Consider the following 20,294-nt stretch of genomic DNA (forward strand, 5'->3'; position numbering starts at 1 on the left):
CTTTTGAAATCAAAAGCACTTATAGCAGGAAGAAAGACAAAAAAGCGTTAAAAAACAAACGCAGGTTTTTGCCGTTGCCAGACGTTGCACCCTGAATTTCAGCTCTCATGCCGCGTATTGCAGGCCTGGGAAAATGTAACAAAGCAGATTTCGTATTAAACCATTGATTGCCAGGTAGGTATGTATGAATGAAAACAAGCTGCTGGGGCTCGCATGGATATCACCCTACATTATCGGGCTGATACTCTTTACGGCATTCCCCTTCGTCTCATCGTTTTTCCTCAGCTTTACGGATTACGATTTGATGAGTCCGCCGGTGTTTAACGGCATCGAAAACTATCGCTACATGTTTACCGAAGACACGCTCTTCTGGAAATCCATGGGCGTGACCTTTGCCTATGTATTTTTAACCATCCCGTTAAAGCTCGCCTTTGCATTAGGCATTGCCTTTGTCCTGAACTTTAAATTACGCGGCATCGGCTTTTTCCGAACTGCCTACTATATTCCGTCGATCCTCGGCAGCTCCGTCGCCATTGCCGTCCTGTGGCGCGCCTTATTTGCCATCGATGGTCTGCTGAACAGTTTTATCGGCGTATTGGGTTTTGACCCGGTGAACTGGCTGGGTGAACCGTCGCTGGCGCTGATGTCCGTTACCCTGCTGCGCGTCTGGCAGTTCGGTTCCGCGATGGTCATCTTCCTGGCCGCGCTGCAAAACGTACCGCAATCCCAGTATGAAGCGGCGATGATCGATGGCGCATCGAAATGGCAGATGTTCATGAAGGTGACCGTGCCGCTGATTACGCCGGTGATCTTCTTCAACTTCATCATGCAGACCACGCAGGCGTTCCAGGAATTTACCGGGCCGTACGTGATTACCGGCGGCGGTCCAACCTATTCGACTTACCTGTTCTCGCTCTACATCTATGACACCGCGTTTAAGTATTTCGATATGGGCTATGGCGCGGCGCTGGCGTGGGTCCTGTTCCTGGTGGTGGCCGTCTTCGCCGGTATCGCCTTTAAGTCGTCGAAATATTGGGTGTTCTACTCCGCCGATAAAGGAGGCAAAAATGGCTGATATCCAACAACTCTCCACGGCACGCAGCGTCGCCGAGCGCGAAGTGGCCCGCACGCTGCGCAGAGAGAAAATCAACGCCACCGTTCGCTATGTGATCCTGCTGGTTGTCGGCCTGCTGATGCTTTACCCGCTGGTGTGGATGTTCTCGGCGTCGTTCAAACCGAACCACGAGATCTTCACCACCCTGAGCCTGTGGCCTGCCCACGCTACCTGGGATGGCTTCGTCAACGGCTGGAAAACCGGCACCGAGTACACCTTCGGCCACTACATGCTGAACACCTTTAAGTATGTGATCCCGAAAGTGATCCTGACCATTACCTCCTCCACCATCGTGGCGTACGGCTTTGCCCGCTTCGAAATCCCGTGGAAGAAGTTCTGGTTCGCCACGCTCATCACCACCATGCTGCTGCCCAGCACCGTGCTGCTGATCCCGCAGTACCTGATGTTCCGTGAAATGGGCATGCTCAACAGCTATATGCCGCTGTACCTGCCGCTGGCCTTCGCCACCCAGGGGTTCTTTGTTTTCATGCTGATCCAGTTCCTGCGCGGCGTCCCGCGTGACATGGAAGAGGCGGCGCAAATCGACGGCTGTAACTCCATTCAAGTGCTGTGGTACGTGGTCGTGCCGATCCTGAAACCGGCCATTATCTCCGTCGCCCTGTTCCAGTTCATGTGGTCCATGAACGACTTTATCGGGCCGCTGATTTATGTCTACAGCGTGGATAAATACCCCATCGCACTGGCGCTGAAAATGTCCATCGACGTCACCGAAGGGGCGCCGTGGAACGAAATTCTGGCAATGGCGAGCATCTCCATTCTGCCATCCATCATTGTCTTCTTCCTGGCACAGCGCTACTTCGTACAGGGCGTCACCAGCAGCGGAATTAAAGGTTAAGAGGGAAATACCATGGCTGAAGTTATTTTCAACAAGCTGGAAAAGGTCTACTCCAACGGCTTTAAAGCAGTACACGCTATCGATCTTAAAATCGCCGAAGGGGAATTCATGGTGATTGTCGGCCCATCCGGCTGCGCTAAATCCACGACCCTGCGCATGCTGGCGGGGCTGGAAACCATCAGCGGCGGCGAGGTGCGCATCGGCGACAAGATCGTGAACAACCTCGCGCCGAAAGAGCGCGGTATTGCAATGGTGTTCCAGAATTACGCCCTCTATCCGCACATGACGGTGCGCGAGAATCTGGCTTTTGGCCTCAAGTTAAGCAAGCTGCCGAAAGATCAGATTGAGTCTCAGGTGAATGAAGCCGCCAAAATTCTTGAGCTGGAAGAACTGCTCGACCGCCTGCCGCGCCAGCTTTCCGGCGGCCAGGCGCAGCGCGTGGCGGTAGGCCGAGCGATTGTGAAAAAGCCGGACGTCTTCCTGTTCGATGAGCCGCTTTCAAACCTCGACGCCAAACTGCGCGCCTCAATGCGTATCCGTATTTCTGACCTGCACAAGCAGCTGAAGAAGTCCGGAAAACCGGCCACCACCGTTTACGTGACCCACGACCAGACCGAAGCGATGACCATGGGCGACCGCATCTGCGTGATGAAGCTCGGTCACATCATGCAGGTGGACACGCCGGACAACCTCTACCACAAGCCGAAAAACATGTTCGTGGCGGGCTTTATCGGCGCGCCGGAAATGAACATCCGTAAAAGCGTACTGGTGGAAAAAGCGGGCCAGCTGCACATCGCCATTGGCGGTGAAACCATGCCGCTGAACGCGGAGAAGCAGGAGAAAGTCGCGGCTTATGCGGGTCAGGAGATCTTCTACGGCGTGCGCCCGGAATTTGTGTCGCTCTCTGATGAGCCGTTCCCGAACGGCGGCTGTAGCGGGGAGATGGTGCGCGTTGAGAATATGGGCCACGAATTCTTCGTGTACCTGAAGGTCGCGGACTACGAACTGACCGCCCGAATCCCGTCCGATGAAGCTAAACCAATGATTGATAAGGGCCTTCATCGTAAGGTGTATTTCACGTTTGAGATGAACAAGTGTCATATTTTTGACGCAAAAACTGAACAGAACCTCTCTCTCTGATGGAGTAATAAAAATGAAAAAAGTGCTTTTAAGCGCAGCAATCTCCGCGACCCTGGGCCTTACCGCTTTGCCATCGATGGCGCAGAATGTGGATTTACGGATGTCCTGGTGGGGCGGCAATGGCCGTCACCAGGTCACCCTGAAAGCGCTGGAAGAGTTCCATAAGCAGAACCCGGACATCAACGTGAAAGCGGAATACACCGGCTGGGACGGGCACCTCTCCCGTCTGACCACCCAGATTGCGGGCGGCACTGAGCCGGACGTGATGCAGACGAACTGGAACTGGCTGCCAATCTTCTCCAAAACCGGTGACGGCTTCTACGATCTGAACAAGATGAAGGACGTGATCGACCTGTCCCAGTTCGATCCGAAAGAGCTGCAAACCACCACCGTGAACGGCAAGCTGAACGGCATTCCAGTCTCGGTGACGGCGCGCGTGTTCTACTTCAATGACGAGACCTGGAAAAAAGCGGGCATTGCATACCCGAAAACCTGGGACGAGCTGATGGCGGCCGGTAAAACCTTCGAGAGCAAGCTCGGCAAGCAATACTACCCGGTCATACTGGAGCACCAGGATACGCTGGCGCTGCTGAACTCGTACATGATCCAGAAGTACAACATTCCTGCGGTGGACGAGAAAACCAAAAAGTTCAGCTACACAAAAGAGCAGTGGGTAGAGTTCTTCCAGACCTACAAAAAGCTGATCGACAGCCACGTGATGCCGGACACCAAATACTATGCCTCGTTCGGTAAGAGCAACATGTATGAGATGAAGCCGTGGATCCAGGGCGAATGGGGCGGCACCTACATGTGGAACTCCACCATCAACAAGTATTCCGACAACCTGAAGCCACCGGCGAAACTGGAGCTGGGCAGCTACCCGATGCTGCCGGGCGCCACTGACGCGGGCCTGTTCTTCAAACCGGCGCAGATGCTGTCGATTGGTAAGACGACCAAAAACCCGGAAGCAGCAGCGAAGCTGATTAACTTCCTGCTCAACAGCAAAGAAGGGGTTGATACGCTGGGCCTGGAGCGCGGCGTGCCGCTGAGTAAAGTGGCGGTGCAGTATCTGACCGAAGACGGCACCATTAAAGAGGACGATCCTTCCGTGGCGGGCCTGCGCCTGGCGCAGTCTCTGCCAGCGAAACTCACCGTCTCGCCATACTTTGACGACCCACAGATTGTGGCGCAGTTCGGTACCTCTTTGCAGTATATCGACTACGGGCAGAAAACCGTGGAAGAGACCGCCGCTGACTTCCAGCGTCAGGCGGAGCGTATTTTGAGACGTGCGATGCGGTAAAAACAAAGCCGGGTGGCGGCTACGCCTTACCCGGCCTACACGGTATCGTAGGCCCGGTAAGCGAAGCGCCACCGGGCAATGACATTACACGCCGATATTACGCAATTTCTCCCCACTCATCAGCTTGCGTTCAATATGCTCCAGGGTCACGCCTTTGGTTTCCGGAATCAGCCAGAAAGTCACGCCGATAAACGCCACGTTAAGCACCGTATAAAGCCAGAAGGTTCCCGCCGCACCAATTGCGTCCAGCAGCGTCAGGAAGGTCGCGCCAATGATCATGTTCGACACCCAGTTGGTGGTGGTGGAACAGGTAATACCAAAGTCGCGGCATTTCAGCGGCTGAATTTCAGAGCAGAGGATCCACACCACCGGCGCGGCACTCATTGCGTAACCGGCGATGCACATCATGGTCATGCCGACGGAGAGCCAGGATAGCCCGCTGGATGCGGTGCCGTTATCGAACTGCATCAGGCAGTAGCCGAGGATCAAGGTGCCGAGCGCCATTACGCTAAAGCCAATTTTCAGGGCCGGTTTGCGTCCGGCTTTATCCACGGTAAACACCGCGATAAAGGTGGCGAACATAAAGGTCAGCCCCACCACCAGCGTGGCGATCATCTGCTGTTCGGTGGTGGTAAAACCGGCCATTTTAAAGATGCGCGGGGCGTAATACATGATGATGTTCATCCCCGTAAACTGCTGCATCGCCTGTAAAAGCATGCCGAGGAACACCGCGCGGCGCACGTTGCGGTTCGCCTTAAACAGGGACCAGCCACCCTGCTTCAGCTTCAGGCTTTCGCGGATTTCGTTCAGCTCTTCACGCGCTTTTTCAGACGTGTCGCGCAGCATGCGCAGCACCTCTTCCGCCTCCACGTGACGCCCTTTTTGCGCCAGCCAACGCGGACTGTTCGGCAGGAAAATGACTAACACAATCAGCAGTACCGCGGGAAGCGCCAGTACGCCAAGCATTGCCCGCCAGTTGCCGCTGTAGCTGAAGTACGTATCCGACAGGAACGCCAGCACGATACCGAGCGTCACCATCAGCTGGTACATGCTGATCATCTTCCCGCGCACGTTTTCGCTCGCCATTTCGGAGAGGTAAAGCGGCGCGGTGTAGGAGGCGATACCCACCGCCACGCCCAGCAGCACGCGGGAGAGCAGGAGCACTTCAACGTTGGTGGCAAACGCCGAGCCAATGGATCCGGCAACAAACAGGATCGCCCCGACCATCAGGCTGTATTTGCGCCCGAGACGGAACGACAGCCAGCCGTTAAAGAGCGCGCCAATGGCCGCGCCAAGCATCATGCTGCTCACCACCCACTCTTGCAGGCGGTTGCTTAACGTAAAGTGGTCGGTAATAAAGGGCAGTGCGCCAGCGATAACGCCGATATCCAGACCAAACAGTAAACCGGCCACGGCAGCCGCGACAGAAACAAACTGGTTCATGCGTCGGGTATCGCGCAGCGCAGCGGGCATAAGGGTAGAGTCATTTATAGATGTCATAGTTTCCTGCCTCAACAGCGAAATTCGTTAAGTGAAATTACGAGATACCGGAAGAAAGTGTCAGGTCGGAACTGGTGAAGATATGGATTTTTTCGCTACGACATACCGATCTGTGATGGACATTACAATTTCAAATCAAGGTGGATTATCCTTATTTTTTATTAATCAGTTAATTTTTAAGCAATAAATATGTGATACCCATCATTCATTCCATTTTGGTATGGATTTTTCATCTTTAAGGATATGGATAAAGCCAATTTTGGCGCAAAAAAAACCTCCACCCGAGGGCAGAGGTTCTTTATTCGGGCTGAATTAACGTGCCAGCCAGCCGCCGTCTACGGCAACGGTGTAGCCGTTAATGTAATCCGACGCCGGGGATGCCAGGAAGACAATCGGGCCCATCAGATCGCTCGGTAGCCCCCAGCGCCCCGCAGGGATACGCTCCCGGATAGCCGCACTGCGCTCTTCATCCGCACGCAGCTGCTGGGTATTGTTGGTGGCCATGTAGCCCGGCGCAATCGCGTTGACGTTAATGTTGTGCTGCGCCCACTCGTTCGCCAGCAGACGGGTCACGCCCATCACGGCGCTCTTCGATGCGGTGTAAGACGGTACACGGATGCCGCCCTGGAAAGAGAGCATGGAGGCAATGTTGATGATCTTGCCGCCTTTCCCCTGCGCGATGAAGTGCTTGGCTGCCGCCTGAGACATGAAGAACACGCTCTTGATGTTCAGGTTCATCACATCGTCCCAGTCCGTTTCGCTGAAGTTAATCGCGTCTTCACGACGGATCAGGCCTGCGTTGTTAACCAGAATGTCAATATGACCGAACTCCGCCACCGCGCGATCCAGCAGCTCAGGGATCGCATCGATTTTGCGCAGGTCAGCAGTCAGGCTCAGGAAACGACGGCCCAGCGCGGTGACGCGCTCGATGGTTTCCGTTGGCTCAACAATGTTAATCCCGACGATATCACAGCCCGCTTCCGCCAGACCTAACGCCATACCTTGCCCCAGCCCGGTGTCACAACCGGAAACCACAGCCACTTTACCTTGCAGAGAAAATGCATCCAGAATCATGTTTGTTCCTTAATCGTTCAGCGCCTGTCACCAACAGGCAGATTTATGCTTAACTGCCTGCGACTAGCGCAGATCCTTAACAGCGACGTGGTCCATGTCATCGAAGACCTGGTTTTCACCGACCATCCCCCAGATGAAGGTATAGGCTTTCGTTCCCACGCCAGAGTGAATAGACCAGCTCGGGGAAATGACCGCCTGCTCGTTATGCATGACGATATGGCGCGTCTCCTGCGGCTGTCCCATCATGTGGAACACGCAGGCATCTTCATCCATATTGAAATAGAAGTAGACCTCCATGCGGCGCTCGTGGGTGTGGCACGGCATGGTGTTCCACAGGTTACCCGGCGCAAGCTCGGTCAGCCCCATGCTGAGCTGGCAGGTTTCCAGCACATCCGGAACGAAGTATTTGTTGATGGTGCGACGGTTGCTGGTGAGGTTATCGCCCAGCGTCACCGGGGAAACGTCCGCAGGGGTCACTTTTTTGGTGGGATAAGTAGTATGTGCTGGCGCGCAGTTGTAGTAAAACTTCGCCGGTTTGCTGCCGTCAACGCTGGCAAAGACCACTTCCTTCGCCCCTTTACCCACGTACAGCGCGTCGCGGTGGCCAATTTCGTAGCACTGGCCGTCGACGGTAATGGTGCCCGGCCCGCCGATGTTAATCACGCCCAGTTCACGGCGTTCGAGGAAGTAGCTCACGCCCAGCTGCTTGCCCACTTCACCGCCTACGGAGACGGTTTTCGCCACTGGCATAATTCCGCCCACAATAATGCGGTCAATATGGCTGTAGACCATGGTGTATTTATCGGCTTCGAACACTTGCTCAACTAAAAACTCACTGCGCAGCCCCTGAGTATCCAGCGTTTTAGCGTGCGCACTGTGGATGCTTTGTCTGACGTCCACGTAAACCTCCAGAATGGATCGTGCCCGAAGGCAAAGATAATTAACGAAACAACGTTCCGTTTTCGCGATGAACACATATTATCCCCTGATAAAGGGGTTTTCAATTACATTTAAAACAACGTTTCATTTTTTCTGTGTGTTTATCTCAGAAATGGTGTCCCGATCACGATAACTCTTTTAAACCCTCACGCCGGGCAATGAAACTGAGAAATTGCGCTGTCAGTCACACATAATGAAACATCGTTTTGATAATTTAACACCCAGTTTTCAACCCATTTTACGCGTTCAAAGGAGTGCATTATGGCTAAAGGTATGCGGGTCAAGCTGAACTACGAGGTCAGCCGCGATCCGGATACAGGCGTGGAAGTCACCCGCCTGACCCCACCGGAAGTAACCTGTCATCGCAACTACTTTTACCAGAAGTGCTTCTTTAACGATGGCAGCCACCTGCTGTTCGCCGGGGAGTTCGACGGGCACTGGAACTATTACCTGTTGGATCTGAAAAACGCTGAAGCGGTGCAGCTGACCGAAGGCGCGGGGGATAACACCTTTGGCGGGTTCCTCTCCCCGGACGATAAATCCCTCTACTATGTGAAGAACGATCGCACCCTGCTGGAGGTGGATTTACAGACGCTGGCAGAGCGCGAAGTGTACCGCGTCCCGGAAGAGTGGGTCGGCTACGGTACCTGGGTGGCAAACAGCGACTGCACCAAACTGGTGGGCATTGAGATTGCCAGACGTGACTGGACGCCGCTCAACGACTGGAAAATTTTCCACGACTTCTTCCACAAAGGGCCGCACTGCCGCCTGCTGCGCGTTGATCTGAAAACGGGTGAAAGCACCACCATCCATGAAGAGAAGATCTGGCTGGGACATCCGATTTATCGCCCGTTCGATGACAATACCGTAGCCTTCTGCCATGAAGGGCCGCACGACCTGGTTGACGCCCGCATGTGGCTGGTCAATGAAGACGGCAGCAACGTGCGGAAAGTCAAAACGCACGCAGAAGGTGAAAGCTGTACACATGAATTTTGGGTACCGGACGGCTCCGCGCTGGTGTACGTCTCGTATCTGAAAGGTCAGCAGGGGCGCACCATCTCCCGCTTCAACCCGGACACCGGCGTGAATGAAGCGGTAATGAACATGCCCGCCTGTTCGCACCTGATGAGCAACGTTGACGGCACCATGCTGGTCGGCGACGGTTCCGGCACGCCTGTGGATGTGAAAGACACGGGCGGCTACACCATTGATAACGATCCTTATCTGTATGCCTTTGACGTGGCGAAGAAAGCCTATTTCCGCATCGCCCGTCATGACACGTCCTGGGCTACGGTGGCGAACAGCCGCCAGGTCACCCACCCGCATCCGTCCTTCACGCCGGACGAAAAAGCGGTGCTGTACAGTTCCGATAAAGACGGCAAACCGGCCCTCTATATCGCGAAACTCCCCGAGCAACCTGAAATGTTGCATGCCTGACTTGAGTTAGTGTTTCTGTAACTGGCCTTGCCCTCTGATTCGGAGGGCTTTTTTTTGGGGTAATTGCGCGACATACGAAACGACGGCGTGGAAGGGAGGTGCAGGCCGGGTAAGCGAAGCGCCACCCGGCGGTTTTAGCGAAGAAGATGAATTATCAGAAGGAGTACGCCACGCCTAAACGGAAACGGGTCTGGCGTTCGTCGGTGTCTTTAACCCCCACGTTGCCCACCTCAACATACGGTGCCCAGTTTTTATCCCATTTGTAGGCCAGCTTGGCATTATATTCGTTGGAATAATCTTTATTGTTATTTCGGGCCACGCCTTCAGAGCTTTTCGCGTAAACATAGTTCAGCTCGGTACGCCAGTCGCCTAATACCCAACCGACCCATGCATCGCCACGGTTAACTTTATCATCATCCTTATTTGAGCTTGACGGGTAGCGGGTATATTCGTAACGGTAACGCGCGGCTACGTAGAAGCCATTATCGAAACTATATTGCACATGCAGATTCGGTTTATAAATGGTGCGACTGTCTGTGCTTTCAATCGTAAACGCGGGCGTCAGGGCGATATTGTCTGTCGCTTTCCAGCGCCAGCTGATCTGATCTTCATGACCGTTCCCTACCACATCCGCGAATGGCTGATCTGCCTTGTCCCCGCCTGATTTCCACTTCGCCTCGACTGAAAAACCAAAGCCATTATCAAAGCGGTGCGAGACGGCAACACGGTCAGCATTCGAGCCGCTGTCGATATATTCGTGACGCAGATCGACAGTGACGGCGCTAGCCGCAAAAGAGGCACTAATAAGGGAAGCAAGGAGCAGAGATTTCTTAAACATGAAAAAACCCTCAATTAAAATAACGTTTCGCTTTTATGAAACTTGAGTTTATTTTTTATGCACCGTTATTTTAGTGACAAGGATCGAAATTATTTGTTTCATTTTTTTTGGCAAAGATCGACGTGAGCCTCATCAACAAAAAAAGCGTTTTAAGCGGAAATTTCAGGCGTCAGATCACATTAAGCACTTAGCAAAGCGAATAATTGACCGCGCAATAATTATTGTGGACTTAAGAAAGAACGCATAAGTGTTAAAAAAGGATTCAGCGGACACAAAAAAACCTCCCGAGGGAGGTTTTCTTTGCACAGAGAGGGGGAAACTACCGTTCGATCGCCAGGGCCACCCCCTGCCCTCCGCCAATGCAGAGCGTTGCGATCCCTTTTCGGGCGTTACGCTTTTTCATTTCGTGGACTAACGACACCAGAATGCGGCAGCCAGAGGCGCCAATGGGATGACCCAGCGCGATTGCACCGCCGTTGACGTTGACCCGCAGCGGATCCCATTCCAGCATTTTTCCGACCGAGATTGCCTGTGCAGCAAAAGCTTCGTTGACTTCAATCAGATCCACGTCGTTCAGCTGCCAGCCCGCCCGATCCAGACAGCGGCGCGTGGCATAGACCGGAGCGATCCCCATTAACGCGGGATCAACGCCCACGCTGGCAAACGCTTTGATCCGCGCCAGCACCGGCAGCGCCAGCTCCTGGGCTTTGCTTTCACTCATCATCATCACCGCCGCCGCACCGTCGTTAATCGATGAAGCGTTGCCTGCCGTCACAGAGCCCAGCGTTTCGAAGGCCGGATCGAGTTTTGCCAGCCCTTCTGCACTGGCATCGGTACGCGGCTGCTCGTCGGTATCGACGATAAGCGCTTCTCCGTTATGGCGCAGAATACTGACCGGGACAATTTCGTCGCGAAAACGGCCGGAGTCGATCGCCGCACGCGCTTTTTGCTGCGAGCTAAGGGCATACGCATCCTGAAGCTCGCGGCTGATGCCGTATTCCCGCGCCAGGTTCTCCGCCGTTACGCCCATATGGTAGTCGTTGAAGGCGTCCCACAGCCCGTCGTGAACCAGGCTGTCAAGCAGCTGACTGTTCCCGAGCTGCGCGCCGGTCCGGCTGTCGGTCAGGACATGCGGGGCGCGGCTCATATTCTCCTGCCCACCGGCAATGACCACGTCCGCTTCACCGCACTGGATGGCCTGCGTCGCAAGATGAAGCGCTTTCAGACCTGAACCACAGACGTCGTTGATGGTGATCGCCGATACGGTGTTAGGCAGGCCGCCCTTCAGCGCCGCCTGGCGCGCAGGGTTTTGTCCCGCGCCAGCGGTCAGTACCTGGCCCAGGATCACCTCATCAATTTCATGTGCGGCAATCCCGCTGCGTTCCACCAGCGCTCTTACCACCACGCTGCCAAGATCAACCGCAGAATGACGCGCAAGCGCTCCCTGAAAACAGCCGATAGCCGTACGTAACGCACCCACTATAACGACATCTTTCATCACGACCTCTGTGCAAAATGACATGACGATAGTAGAGGATTGTTATCAACAATTGACGCAAATGTTTAAAAATAGTGAGTTTAGTCACAGGATTAACGTGCGTCCTGCAAGTACTGGCGCAGCCAGCTTCCGGCGACGCCGGGCGGGGTTCGTTTGTTCCATACCAGATCGATGGCAATCGACCTCGGCCAGCCCGGCACGTTCAGTTGCACCAGCGATTTCGACGCGGCAAATTCGTCGACCAGCGCACAGGGGAGCGCGCACCAGCCAAAGCCCTGTACCGCCATGCTCAACAGCAGCAGGTAATTCGGCGCAGACCAGACCGGCCCGCGCGCAACGGTCGCTTCCCGTTCGAGATAGGTACTCAGCCGCAGTTCGCGCCAGCCATGCAGCTCGTCCGCCTGTGTCTCATGTTGTCCTGCCAGAGGATGTCCGGCAGACACGTAGATAGCCATCCGCGTCTGCATGGGCAGACGGGTCGCGCCTATATCGGTCGGGTAGCTGTCGCGCGCTTCCGTCAGGCCAATTTGCGCCCGCTCCTTTTGCAGCAGATCGATCACGTCCTCCTCTTCCCCAATCAGACACTCGAATTCGGTGTGCGGAAATCGCTGGTCGAACTGGCTCATCATCTCTTCCAGCACGGCCGGGTTAAGCGTATCGGAGAGGACAAAGGTAAAACGCGCCTCCGTTTGCGCCGTTAAGGATACGGCCAGCTCATCCAGGCGTGCGCTGGCGGCGAGGATCGACTGGACATAGCCCAGCACCTGTTCACCCTGGGCAGTTAATACCGGGTGACGCGCCGAACGGTCAAATAACTCAAACCCAAGGTCAGCTTCAAGGTTGGCGATGGAGGTGCTGATGGTGGACTGGCTTTTACGCAGCCGTCTTGCCGCAGCAGAAAACGAACCTGCGGCGACCGTTTCCACAAATGCGGTGAGGGCTTCGGGGGAATAACGCATGATGTATCTACTTTATCGATGGACAGTATCTTTTATATATCAGCTTAAGCGATAAGAATAGGCCGCATCAACGCCCATACTGGCGTCTACATGAGGTAACTATGCAACATCAGGATGCACTCCAACGTAAATTGCCGGAGCGGATCTTCCACGCCGTCTGTTTTGAAGGTATTGCTACGGCGATCCTCGCCCCAACGGCCGCGTGGCTAATGCAGCGCTCGGTGGTGGAAATGGGAGGTCTCACCATAATTCTGGCGACCACGGCAATGCTCTGGAACATTATCTATAACTTTGGCTTCGACCGTTTCTGGCCCGTCCAGCGGGTGAAGCGCACGGCGAAGGTACGCGCCCTGCATGCCCTGGGTTTTGAATGCGGCTTTATTGTGATTGGCGTAACCCTCGTTGCCGCCGTGCTGGGCGTGACGCTGCTTCAGGCCTTCACGCTGGAGTTGGGTTTCTTCCTGTTCTTCCTGCCGTACACCATGCTCTACAACTGGGCGTACGATGCTCTGCGGGAGAAAATCATCAAGCGCCGCCAGCAACGACGCGCCCTGGCAAGCGAATGACCTTCTGGCCGGAGACCTGCTCCGGCCCACCCCCTGCGAAGCAACGGCGACCTCAACGCATAATTATGGTAAATTGCACTCCTTTTTGTTCGTTTTATAGTTGATACGTTGCTCTAATGTCGAAAATTTGGTCAAAAGAAGAGACTCTCTGGAGTTTCGCCCTCTACGGTACTGCCGTGGGCGCAGGAACCCTGTTCTTGCCCATTCAGCTCGGCTCTGCTGGCGCGATTGTCCTGCTGATCACCGCCCTTGTGGCGTATCCCCTAACCTACTGGCCGCATAAAGCGCTGGCGCAATTTATTCTGTCGTCGAAGACGAAAGGCAACGAAGGCATTACCGGAGCCGTTTCCCATTACTACGGCAAAAAGATCGGCAACCTGATCACCACGCTCTATTTCGTGGCCTTCTTTGTGGTGGTCCTGATTTACGCGGTGGCGATAACCAACTCACTCACTGAACAACTGGCGAAACGGATGACGGTGGATACCGGCATGCGGATGCTGGTGAGCTTTGGCGTGGTGTTGATTTTGAATCTGATCTTCCTGATGGGGCGGCACATCACCATTAAGGTAATGGGATTCCTGGTCTTTCCGCTGATCGCCTATTTCCTGTTTGTCTCGCTGTATCTGACGGATAGCTGGCAGCCGTCGCTGCTGACCAGCCAGATGGCCTTCAACCAGCATACGCTGCACCAGGTGTGGATTTCGATCCCGGTGATGGTTTTCGCTTTTAGCCATACTCCGATCATCTCGACCTTCGCCGTAGACCGTCGCGAGAAATACGGTGAAGAGGCGATGGGTAAATGCAAAAAAATCATGAAAGTGGCATACCTGATCATCTGCCTCAGCGTGCTGTTCTTTGTGTTTAGCTGCCTGCTTTCGATTCCACCGTCCTATATCGTGGCGGCAAAAGAGGAAGGGGTGACGATCCTGTCCGCGCTGTCGATGATGCCTTCGTCCCCGGCATGGCTGGGGATTTCCGGCATTATCGTGGCGATTATTGCGATGTCGAAATCGTTCCTCGGCACCTATTTTGGCGTGATTGAAGGGGCGACGGAGATTGTGAAGTCGTCGCTGAATCAGGTGGGGGTGAAGAAAAGCCGCGCCTTTAACCGGGCGGTTTCGATTCTCGGCGTGTCGCTGATTACCTTTGCGGTCTGCTGCATCAACCCGAATGCCATCTCGATGATTTACGCCATCAGCGGTCCGCTTATCGCCATGATCCTGTTCATCATGCCGACGCTGTCAACGTACCTGATCCCGTCGTTAAAACCGTACCGTTCCATCGGTAACCTGCTGACGCTGATTGTGGGTGTGCTGTGTGTGTCGGTGATGTTTGTGGGTTGAGTGTGCTGCCCGGCGCAATGCCGGGCATCTGTTTTACGCCCGAATATCGTCATACTCCCGCGTATTATCAAACTCATGCTTCGCAAACGGACACAGCGGGATAATTTTACGGTTCTCCCCGCGCATCTTCTCTACCACCTTCGCCACCAGCTGTTTACCCACACCCTGCCCTTTCAGGCTCGGATCCACATCGGTGTGCTCGATGATGCTCAGATGCTCGCCGGTCGGGACAAAGACGATCTCCGCGACCTGATTGCCTTCGGCGTCGTTGACGTAAAACTTGTTATGGCCTTCAAGAATATCCATGGTTCCTCGCTTATTTTTGACGGTACTTCAGCGCACCGCTCGGGCAGGTATCAATTACGCGTATAACCGTTTCTGTATCCACTTCATCCGGGGCGATCCACGGTTTACGCTTCAGGTCGAACAGCGCCGCGCTGCCGCGCACGCAATTGCCTGAGTGTTTGCAGATCCCGGTGTTGAAGTAAACATCGATTTTCTCACCGGTATAGGCCCGGTAGCCCGCATCCAGTAGCTCCTGATCCATGACATTGCCTCTGTAATTATTGTGGTGACAAAAGAAGCATACCCTCACCCGATCCGCCTTACCACGTCAAAAACGAGGTTCGTTCACACGCTTTTCAACGCGTTATTTTGTCACGCTCATAAGATTATTCCGAATACAGAGCCACCCGTTGCGAAGATATATTTTTGCGCTGCGTCAATTCTTGTAATTATTCCCGCCACGTTCACATTAGGATTATTAGCTAAGCGCAATCTTAACTTCCTGCTTTATTTTCTCCTAACCGATGGATTTAGCGTCCATTTTTAAAATTCATAACGAAGCGGTATTTCATCGTTCCCTGCACAAATACCGCAAAACAACCGAGACAAGAAATTTGACTCTTCTCACATAACGACTAATGTTAATTCCTGAACGACAAATGATACGAATTACTTATCGTATCTCCTGACATAAACGCAACATGAGGGTTGATATATGGCAGAGCAACATCGTGGTGGTTCCGGTAATTTCGCTGAAGACCGTGATAAAGCATCAGAAGCTGGACGTAAAGGTGGCCAGCACAGCGGTGGTAATTTCAAAAACGACCCACAACGCGCATCTGAAGCGGGTAAGAAAGGGGGACAGAACAGTCACGGCGGAGGCCGTAAATCTGATAACTCCTGATCTTATTTAAAGCTCTTATAAATATACCAAGAGCATGCTGCGGGCCTGGCGGCTCGCAGTACCCTTACTTTATTTTACTGGAGCGTAGAAATATGAATATGAAAAGTGTCGAAGATGTGTTTATTCACCTTCTGTCCGATACCTACAGCGCTGAGAAGCAGCTGACCCGTGCGCTAGGCAAACTCGCCCGCGCCGCCTCCAGCGAGAAGCTGAGCGCCGCGTTCACGGCCCACCTCGAAGAGACGCAGGGACAGATCGAACGTATCGATCAGATTATTGAGCAGGAATCCGGCATTAAGCTCAAGCGAATGAAATGTGTTGCGATGGAAGGCCTCATTGAAGAGGCAAACGAAGTTATTGAGAGCACTGAAAAAAATGAAGTGCGTGACGCTGCACTAATTGCCGCTGCACAAAAAGTCGAACACTACGAAATTGCCAGCTACGGCACCCTGGCCACCCTGGCTGAACAATTAGGCTATAAAAAAGCCGTTAAACTTCTTGCCGAAACACTGGAAGAAGAAAAAGAGACCGATCTCAAATTAACCGATCTGGCTGTCGGCAATATTAATCAAAAAGCCCAGAAAGGATAAATAATAATTTGATGAGCATCAGCACCAAAAATTAACCAGAAAATAAATCACAGGAGTTAATTATGAATCATGTAGAACACTACCATGATTGGCTACGCGATGCCCATGCGATGGAAAAGCAAGCCGAATCAATGCTGGAATCAATGGCCAGCCGTATTGATAATTATCCCGACTTACGTGCACGAATTGAACAACACGTTAATGAGACTAAACACCAAATTACCGTGCTGGAAGAAATTCTCGACCGCAATGATATTTCCCGTTCGGTCATAAAAGATTCCATGAGCAAAATGGCGGCGCTCGGCCAGTCCATTGGCGGCATGTTCCCTTCCGATGAAATTGTTAAAGGCTCCATCAGCGGCTATGTTTTTGAGCAGTTTGAAATTGCCTGTTACACCTCTCTGCTGGCTGCGGCCCAAAAAGCGGGCGATACCGCTTCCATTCCTGCCATTGAGTCCATTCTGGAAGAAGAGCGCCAGATGGCTGACTGGTTGATTCAACATATTCCACAGACGACGGAACAGTTCCTGCTGCGCTCCGACGCGGACGGCGTTGAAGCGAAAAAATAACGAAAGAGGGAGAATGTATGTTTCGACACGTAAAACAGCTGCAATACACGGTACGCGTTGCCGAACCGAATCCGGGCCTGGCCAATCTTCTGCTTGAGCAGTTTGGCGGGCCACAGGGCGAACTTGCCGCGGCATGTCGTTACTTTACGCAAGGATTGAGCGACGACGATCCCGGTCGTAAAGATATGCTGATGGATATCGCGACCGAGGAGTTAAGTCACCTGGAAATTATCGGCACCCTGGTGGGTATGCTGAACAAGGGTGCCAAGGGTGAACTGGCGGAAGGCGTTGAGAATGAAGCGGAGCTGTACCGGTCCATGACCGAGAACGGCAACGACAGTCATATCACCTCCCTGCTTTACGGGGGCGGTACGCCGCTTACTAACTCCGCAGGCGTCCCGTGGACGGCGGCGTACGTGGATACCATTGGCGAGCCTACCGCCGATCTGCGCTCTAACATAGCGGCCGAGGCGCGCGCCAAAATCATCTACGAACGGCTGATTAACGTAACGGACGATCCGGGTGTTAAAGATGCGCTGGCGTTTTTAATGACGCGTGAGGCAGCACACCAGCTCTCGTTTGAGAAGGCGCTCCAGTCGATCCGCAACAATTTCCCACCGGGTAAATTGCCGCCAATCGAAGAGTACACCAACAAGTACTACAATATGTCTGAGGGGGGAGAAGTGCGCGGCAGCTGGAACAGCGATAAGCACTTCGACTACGTGGAATCTCCTCAGCCAGCGGTCGATGGCGGTGACGGTGGCGCAAGCGTAACGCTCACAACAGAGCAGGCCACGCTGGTCAAAGCGATGTGCGCACGCACGAAATCCGACCCCAATGCCGATCCGCTTACCGGTGCCGAGCTGGGCGCGGGTAAGAAAAAACCGTAACCGGTTTTGCCAGGCAGCCTGAGGCTGTCTGGCAATGCCTTGTGCGCTATCAGTTCCAGAGGTACGGAGCATGTTCGAGCTTGATGCGTTTCATCTTGCCAGGATACAGTTCGCCTTTACCGTCTCTTTTCATATTCTCTTCCCGGCGATCACCATCGGGCTTGCGAGCTATCTGGTGGTGCTCGAAGGCATGTGGCTTCGCACAAAAAATGATGTCTGGCGCTCGCTATACCATTTCTGGCTGAAAATTTTCGCCGTTAACTTTGGTATGGGCGTGGTTTCCGGGCTGGTGATGGCTTACCAGTTTGGCACTAACTGGAGCGGCTTTTCCCAGTTCGCGGGCAGCATTACCGGCCCCCTTCTCACTTATGAAGTTCTGACCGCCTTCTTCCTGGAAGCCGGTTTCTTAGGCGTGATGCTGTTCGGCTGGAACAAGGTCGGCCCCGGCCTGCACTTCTTTGCCACCTGCATGGTGGCGCTGGGCACGTTGATGTCCACCTTCTGGATCCTCGCCTCCAACAGCTGGATGCATACTCCGCAGGGCTTCAGTATTCAGAACGGCCAGGTCATTCCCGAAGACTGGCTTGCCATCATCTTTAACCCCTCTTTCCCTTACCGCCTGATCCATATGTCCATCGCCGCCTTCCTGTGCAGCGCCTTGTTTGTGGGCGCGTCCGGGGCATGGCATCTGCTGCGCGGTAACGATACGCCCGCGATCCGCAAAATGTTCTCGATGGCCATGTGGATGGCGCTGCTGGTTGCCCCCATTCAGGCCGTCGTCGGGGATATGCACGGCCTGAATACGCTTGAGCACCAGCCTGCCAAAATCGCCGCGATTGAAGGCCACTGGGAAAACCCGCCCGGCGAAGCCACCCCGCTGCTGTTGTTTGGCGTACCGGATATGGAAGAGGAACGCACCAAATACGGGCTTGAAATTCCCGCGCTCGGCAGCCTGATCCTGACGCACAGCCTGGATAAACAGGTCCCGGCGCTGAAGGATTTCCCGAAAGAGGACCGCCCTAACTCGCTCATCGTCTTCTGGTCCTTCCGCATTATGGTCGGCATGGGGCTGCTGATGATTACCCTTGGCGTGCTGAGCGTCTGGCTTCGCTATCGCCGCCGACTCTATCATTCGCGGCCCTTCCACTGGTTTGCCCTCTTCATGGGACCAGCGGGGCTGCTCGCGCTGCTCGCCGGATGGGTCACCACCGAAGTGGGCCGCCAGCCGTGGGTCGTTTACGGCTATCTGCGGACGATAGACGCGGTATCTCTGCACAGCACGTTGCAGATGAGCATCAGCCTGCTGGCGTTTATCGTGGTCTACTGTTCGGTCTTTGGCGTGGGCTATGTGTATCTCGCCCGGTTGATTAAGAAAGGGCCGCAGCCTGTGGGCACGCTAACGTCTACTACGTCGGGCACCCCTGCCCGTCCGCTGTCCGCCGCCGAGTCTGTTCCGGAAGAGGAGAAGATCTGATGGGCGTCGATATCCCGGTCATCTGGTTTGCCATTATTGTCTTCGCCACGCTGATGTACATCATCATGGACGGTTTCGATCTCGGTATCGGCATGCTGTTCAGCTTTGTGGGAGATGCCAAAGAGCGCGACGTGATGGTGAACAGCGTCGCCCCGGTGTGGGACGGAAATGAAACCTGGCTGGTTCTGGGCGGTGCAGGGTTGTTCGGCGCGTTCCCGCTGGCCTATGCGGTTATTATCGATGCCCTGACCATCCCGCTGACGGCCATGCTGATCGGGCTTATTTTCCGCGGCGTGGCGTTTGAGTTTCGCTTCAAGGCGACCCCCTCCCACCGCAAATTCTGGGACTACTCCTTTGCTGGCGGCTCTCTGCTCGCAACCTTCAGCCAGGGGATCGTGGTTGGCGCGATGATCAACGGCTTTGACGTGGAAGGGCGACGCTTCGTCGGTTCCTCGCTGGACTGGCTTACCCCGTTTAACCTGTTCTGCGGGCTGGGCTTAATTGTCGCCTATACCCTGCTGGCCACCACGTGGCTGATCATGAAAAGCGAAGGTGCGCTGCAACACCGGATGCGTGAGCTGACCCGCCACGTGCTGCTGGCGCTGATCGCCGTCATTGCTGTAGTGAGTATCTGGACCCCGCTCGGCTGGCGGTTTGTCGCCGAGCGCTGGTTTACGCTGCCTAACTTCTTCTGGTTCCTGCCGGTTCCGGTTCTGGTGGCCGTATTCAGCCTGTGGATCTGGCGGCTGACGCGCAATCCCGACAGCCATGCCCGCCCGTTCCTGTTAACGCTGGGCCTGATCTTCCTCGGCTTTAGCGGGCTGGGCATCAGCCTGTGGCCCCACATTATTCCGCCGAATATCACCCTGTGGGAAGCCGCAGCGCCGCCTGCCAGCCAGCTGTTTATGCTGATCGGCACGCTGTTGATCATCCCGGTGATTCTGGTTTATACCGCCTGGAGCTACTACGTCTTCCGGGGCAAAGTGTCTGATACCGAAGGTTATCATTAAGGATT

Annotated in this window: 21 protein-coding genes; 13 read left to right on the plus strand and 8 right to left on the minus strand. The window is 54.4% G+C overall.

The window, feature by feature from the left end; translation table 11 throughout:
- Nucleotides 1-184 precede the first annotated feature (184 nt).
- From ACOTX7_RS06575 to ACOTX7_RS06590, 4 genes are read left to right on the plus strand one after another with little or no spacing between them, the layout of a single operon-like run.
- Nucleotides 185-1,075 (plus strand): carbohydrate ABC transporter permease, encoded by an 891-nt coding sequence (locus ACOTX7_RS06575; protein WP_063451951.1) that lies wholly within the window; start codon nucleotides 185-187, stop codon nucleotides 1,073-1,075.
- Nucleotides 1,068-1,970, plus strand: a complete 903-nt coding sequence (locus tag ACOTX7_RS06580) for a carbohydrate ABC transporter permease (RefSeq protein WP_221256426.1) — start codon at nucleotides 1,068-1,070, stop codon at nucleotides 1,968-1,970. Before ACOTX7_RS06575 ends, ACOTX7_RS06580 begins: the two co-directional genes overlap by 8 nt.
- A 12-nt stretch (nucleotides 1,971-1,982) precedes the next feature.
- On the plus strand, nucleotides 1,983-3,110 hold the full coding sequence (locus ACOTX7_RS06585; RefSeq protein WP_205924561.1) for an ABC transporter ATP-binding protein: 1,128 nt from the start codon (nucleotides 1,983-1,985) through the stop codon (nucleotides 3,108-3,110).
- A 13-nt stretch (nucleotides 3,111-3,123) separates the two neighbouring features.
- On the plus strand, nucleotides 3,124-4,410 hold the full coding sequence (locus ACOTX7_RS06590; protein WP_006811837.1) for an ABC transporter substrate-binding protein: 1,287 nt from the start codon (nucleotides 3,124-3,126) through the stop codon (nucleotides 4,408-4,410).
- A gap of 84 nt (nucleotides 4,411-4,494) precedes the next feature.
- Here the strand turns inward: ACOTX7_RS06590 and ACOTX7_RS06595 are convergent, their stop codons facing one another.
- From ACOTX7_RS06595 to kduI, 3 genes are all read right to left on the minus strand, one after another.
- Complete coding sequence (locus ACOTX7_RS06595) at nucleotides 4,495-5,910, minus strand: sugar porter family MFS transporter (RefSeq protein ID WP_006811838.1); 1,416 nt, start codon at nucleotides 5,908-5,910, stop codon at nucleotides 4,495-4,497.
- 312 nt (nucleotides 5,911-6,222) lie between these two features.
- On the minus strand, nucleotides 6,223-6,984 hold the full coding sequence (kduD, locus tag ACOTX7_RS06600) for a 2-dehydro-3-deoxy-D-gluconate 5-dehydrogenase KduD (RefSeq protein WP_221256427.1): 762 nt from the start codon (nucleotides 6,982-6,984) through the stop codon (nucleotides 6,223-6,225).
- Nucleotides 6,985-7,047: 63 nt separating this feature from the next.
- Complete coding sequence (gene kduI / locus ACOTX7_RS06605; protein ID WP_214592091.1) at nucleotides 7,048-7,884, minus strand: 5-dehydro-4-deoxy-D-glucuronate isomerase; 837 nt, start codon at nucleotides 7,882-7,884, stop codon at nucleotides 7,048-7,050.
- A gap of 300 nt (nucleotides 7,885-8,184) precedes the next feature.
- On the opposite strand from kduI, the gene ACOTX7_RS06610 reads away from it, so the two are divergent.
- Complete coding sequence (locus ACOTX7_RS06610; RefSeq protein WP_125358953.1) at nucleotides 8,185-9,360, plus strand: oligogalacturonate lyase family protein; 1,176 nt, start codon at nucleotides 8,185-8,187, stop codon at nucleotides 9,358-9,360.
- Between the two features lie 154 nt (nucleotides 9,361-9,514).
- Here the strand turns inward: ACOTX7_RS06610 and ACOTX7_RS06615 are convergent, their stop codons facing one another.
- The 3 genes from ACOTX7_RS06615 to ACOTX7_RS06625 all read right to left on the minus strand — a co-directional run bounded on the left by ACOTX7_RS06615 (nucleotide 9,515) and on the right by ACOTX7_RS06625 (nucleotide 12,655).
- A complete protein-coding gene (locus tag ACOTX7_RS06615) occupies nucleotides 9,515-10,198 on the minus strand; it encodes an oligogalacturonate-specific porin KdgM family protein (RefSeq protein ID WP_003862842.1) in 684 nt (227 codons plus the stop codon).
- 319 nt (nucleotides 10,199-10,517) lie between these two features.
- Nucleotides 10,518-11,696, minus strand: coding sequence for an acetyl-CoA C-acetyltransferase (locus ACOTX7_RS06620; protein WP_047355222.1), 1,179 nt, complete (start codon nucleotides 11,694-11,696; stop codon nucleotides 10,518-10,520).
- A 92-nt stretch (nucleotides 11,697-11,788) separates the two neighbouring features.
- Nucleotides 11,789-12,655 (minus strand): LysR family transcriptional regulator, encoded by an 867-nt coding sequence (locus tag ACOTX7_RS06625; protein ID WP_047355221.1) that lies wholly within the window; start codon nucleotides 12,653-12,655, stop codon nucleotides 11,789-11,791.
- Nucleotides 12,656-12,756: 101 nt separating this feature from the next.
- Here ACOTX7_RS06625 and ACOTX7_RS06630 point away from each other — a divergent pair, with 101 nt between their 5' ends.
- Both ACOTX7_RS06630 and ACOTX7_RS06635 read left to right on the plus strand, forming a co-directional pair.
- Nucleotides 12,757-13,221, plus strand: a complete 465-nt coding sequence (locus ACOTX7_RS06630) for a multidrug/biocide efflux PACE transporter (RefSeq protein ID WP_205924557.1) — start codon at nucleotides 12,757-12,759, stop codon at nucleotides 13,219-13,221.
- A 116-nt stretch (nucleotides 13,222-13,337) separates the two neighbouring features.
- The gene (locus tag ACOTX7_RS06635; protein WP_221256428.1) at nucleotides 13,338-14,567 is read left to right on the plus strand and encodes an amino acid permease; all 1,230 of its coding nucleotides are present in this window, start codon (nucleotides 13,338-13,340) and stop codon (nucleotides 14,565-14,567) included.
- A 33-nt stretch (nucleotides 14,568-14,600) separates the two neighbouring features.
- Here the strand turns inward: ACOTX7_RS06635 and ACOTX7_RS06640 are convergent, their stop codons facing one another.
- Nucleotides 14,601-14,873, minus strand: coding sequence for a GNAT family N-acetyltransferase (locus ACOTX7_RS06640; RefSeq protein WP_006811846.1), 273 nt, complete (start codon nucleotides 14,871-14,873; stop codon nucleotides 14,601-14,603).
- Nucleotides 14,874-14,883: 10 nt separating this feature from the next.
- A complete protein-coding gene (gene yjdI / locus ACOTX7_RS06645) occupies nucleotides 14,884-15,114 on the minus strand; it encodes a 4Fe-4S mono-cluster protein YjdI (protein ID WP_006811847.1) in 231 nt (76 codons plus the stop codon).
- Nucleotides 15,115-15,567: 453 nt separating this feature from the next.
- Here yjdI and ACOTX7_RS06650 point away from each other — a divergent pair, with 453 nt between their 5' ends.
- The 6 genes from ACOTX7_RS06650 (at nucleotide 15,568) to cydB (ending at nucleotide 20,289) form a co-directional block, all read left to right on the plus strand.
- Nucleotides 15,568-15,756 (plus strand): general stress protein, encoded by a 189-nt coding sequence (locus ACOTX7_RS06650; protein ID WP_000840442.1) that lies wholly within the window; start codon nucleotides 15,568-15,570, stop codon nucleotides 15,754-15,756.
- A 92-nt stretch (nucleotides 15,757-15,848) separates the two neighbouring features.
- Complete coding sequence (locus ACOTX7_RS06655; protein WP_001056449.1) at nucleotides 15,849-16,346, plus strand: ferritin-like domain-containing protein; 498 nt, start codon at nucleotides 15,849-15,851, stop codon at nucleotides 16,344-16,346.
- Nucleotides 16,347-16,408: 62 nt separating this feature from the next.
- The gene (locus tag ACOTX7_RS06660) at nucleotides 16,409-16,915 is read left to right on the plus strand and encodes a ferritin-like domain-containing protein (RefSeq protein ID WP_001017015.1); all 507 of its coding nucleotides are present in this window, start codon (nucleotides 16,409-16,411) and stop codon (nucleotides 16,913-16,915) included.
- A gap of 17 nt (nucleotides 16,916-16,932) precedes the next feature.
- A complete protein-coding gene (locus tag ACOTX7_RS06665) occupies nucleotides 16,933-17,805 on the plus strand; it encodes a manganese catalase family protein (RefSeq protein WP_006811848.1) in 873 nt (290 codons plus the stop codon).
- A gap of 70 nt (nucleotides 17,806-17,875) precedes the next feature.
- Nucleotides 17,876-19,279 (plus strand): cytochrome ubiquinol oxidase subunit I, encoded by a 1,404-nt coding sequence (locus tag ACOTX7_RS06670; protein ID WP_221256429.1) that lies wholly within the window; start codon nucleotides 17,876-17,878, stop codon nucleotides 19,277-19,279.
- Nucleotides 19,279-20,289, plus strand: a complete 1,011-nt coding sequence (gene cydB, locus ACOTX7_RS06675) for a cytochrome d ubiquinol oxidase subunit II (RefSeq protein ID WP_221256430.1) — start codon at nucleotides 19,279-19,281, stop codon at nucleotides 20,287-20,289. Before ACOTX7_RS06670 ends, cydB begins: the two co-directional genes overlap by 1 nt.
- Nucleotides 20,290-20,294 lie beyond the last annotated feature (5 nt).

Source organism: Enterobacter cloacae complex sp. IR5418, from assembly GCF_049238105.1.
In the GTDB taxonomy this organism is placed as follows: domain Bacteria; phylum Pseudomonadota; class Gammaproteobacteria; order Enterobacterales; family Enterobacteriaceae; genus Enterobacter; species Enterobacter hormaechei.

What these genes read in the sequence shown, in the direction of transcription:
- ACOTX7_RS06575 (WP_063451951.1), top strand. Translation starts at nt 185, where the DNA reads ATGAATGAAAACAAGCTGCTGGGGCTCGCATGGATATCACCCTACATT.
- ACOTX7_RS06580 (WP_221256426.1), top strand. Translation starts at nt 1,068, where the DNA reads ATGGCTGATATCCAACAACTCTCCACGGCACGCAGCGTCGCCGAGCGC.
- ACOTX7_RS06585 (WP_205924561.1), top strand. Translation starts at nt 1,983, where the DNA reads ATGGCTGAAGTTATTTTCAACAAGCTGGAAAAGGTCTACTCCAACGGC.
- ACOTX7_RS06590 (WP_006811837.1), top strand. Translation starts at nt 3,124, where the DNA reads ATGAAAAAAGTGCTTTTAAGCGCAGCAATCTCCGCGACCCTGGGCCTT.
- ACOTX7_RS06595 (WP_006811838.1), bottom strand. Translation starts at nt 5,910, where the DNA reads ATGACATCTATAAATGACTCTACCCTTATGCCCGCTGCGCTGCGCGAT.
- kduD (WP_221256427.1), bottom strand. Translation starts at nt 6,984, where the DNA reads ATGATTCTGGATGCATTTTCTCTGCAAGGTAAAGTGGCTGTGGTTTCC.
- ACOTX7_RS06610 (WP_125358953.1), top strand. Translation starts at nt 8,185, where the DNA reads ATGGCTAAAGGTATGCGGGTCAAGCTGAACTACGAGGTCAGCCGCGAT.
- ACOTX7_RS06615 (WP_003862842.1), bottom strand. Translation starts at nt 10,198, where the DNA reads ATGTTTAAGAAATCTCTGCTCCTTGCTTCCCTTATTAGTGCCTCTTTT.
- ACOTX7_RS06620 (WP_047355222.1), bottom strand. Translation starts at nt 11,696, where the DNA reads ATGAAAGATGTCGTTATAGTGGGTGCGTTACGTACGGCTATCGGCTGT.
- ACOTX7_RS06625 (WP_047355221.1), bottom strand. Translation starts at nt 12,655, where the DNA reads ATGCGTTATTCCCCCGAAGCCCTCACCGCATTTGTGGAAACGGTCGCC.
- ACOTX7_RS06630 (WP_205924557.1), top strand. Translation starts at nt 12,757, where the DNA reads ATGCAACATCAGGATGCACTCCAACGTAAATTGCCGGAGCGGATCTTC.
- ACOTX7_RS06635 (WP_221256428.1), top strand. Translation starts at nt 13,338, where the DNA reads ATGTCGAAAATTTGGTCAAAAGAAGAGACTCTCTGGAGTTTCGCCCTC.
- ACOTX7_RS06640 (WP_006811846.1), bottom strand. Translation starts at nt 14,873, where the DNA reads ATGGATATTCTTGAAGGCCATAACAAGTTTTACGTCAACGACGCCGAA.
- yjdI (WP_006811847.1), bottom strand. Translation starts at nt 15,114, where the DNA reads ATGGATCAGGAGCTACTGGATGCGGGCTACCGGGCCTATACCGGTGAG.
- ACOTX7_RS06650 (WP_000840442.1), top strand. Translation starts at nt 15,568, where the DNA reads ATGGCAGAGCAACATCGTGGTGGTTCCGGTAATTTCGCTGAAGACCGT.
- ACOTX7_RS06655 (WP_001056449.1), top strand. Translation starts at nt 15,849, where the DNA reads ATGAATATGAAAAGTGTCGAAGATGTGTTTATTCACCTTCTGTCCGAT.
- ACOTX7_RS06660 (WP_001017015.1), top strand. Translation starts at nt 16,409, where the DNA reads ATGAATCATGTAGAACACTACCATGATTGGCTACGCGATGCCCATGCG.
- ACOTX7_RS06665 (WP_006811848.1), top strand. Translation starts at nt 16,933, where the DNA reads ATGTTTCGACACGTAAAACAGCTGCAATACACGGTACGCGTTGCCGAA.
- ACOTX7_RS06670 (WP_221256429.1), top strand. Translation starts at nt 17,876, where the DNA reads ATGTTCGAGCTTGATGCGTTTCATCTTGCCAGGATACAGTTCGCCTTT.
- cydB (WP_221256430.1), top strand. Translation starts at nt 19,279, where the DNA reads ATGGGCGTCGATATCCCGGTCATCTGGTTTGCCATTATTGTCTTCGCC.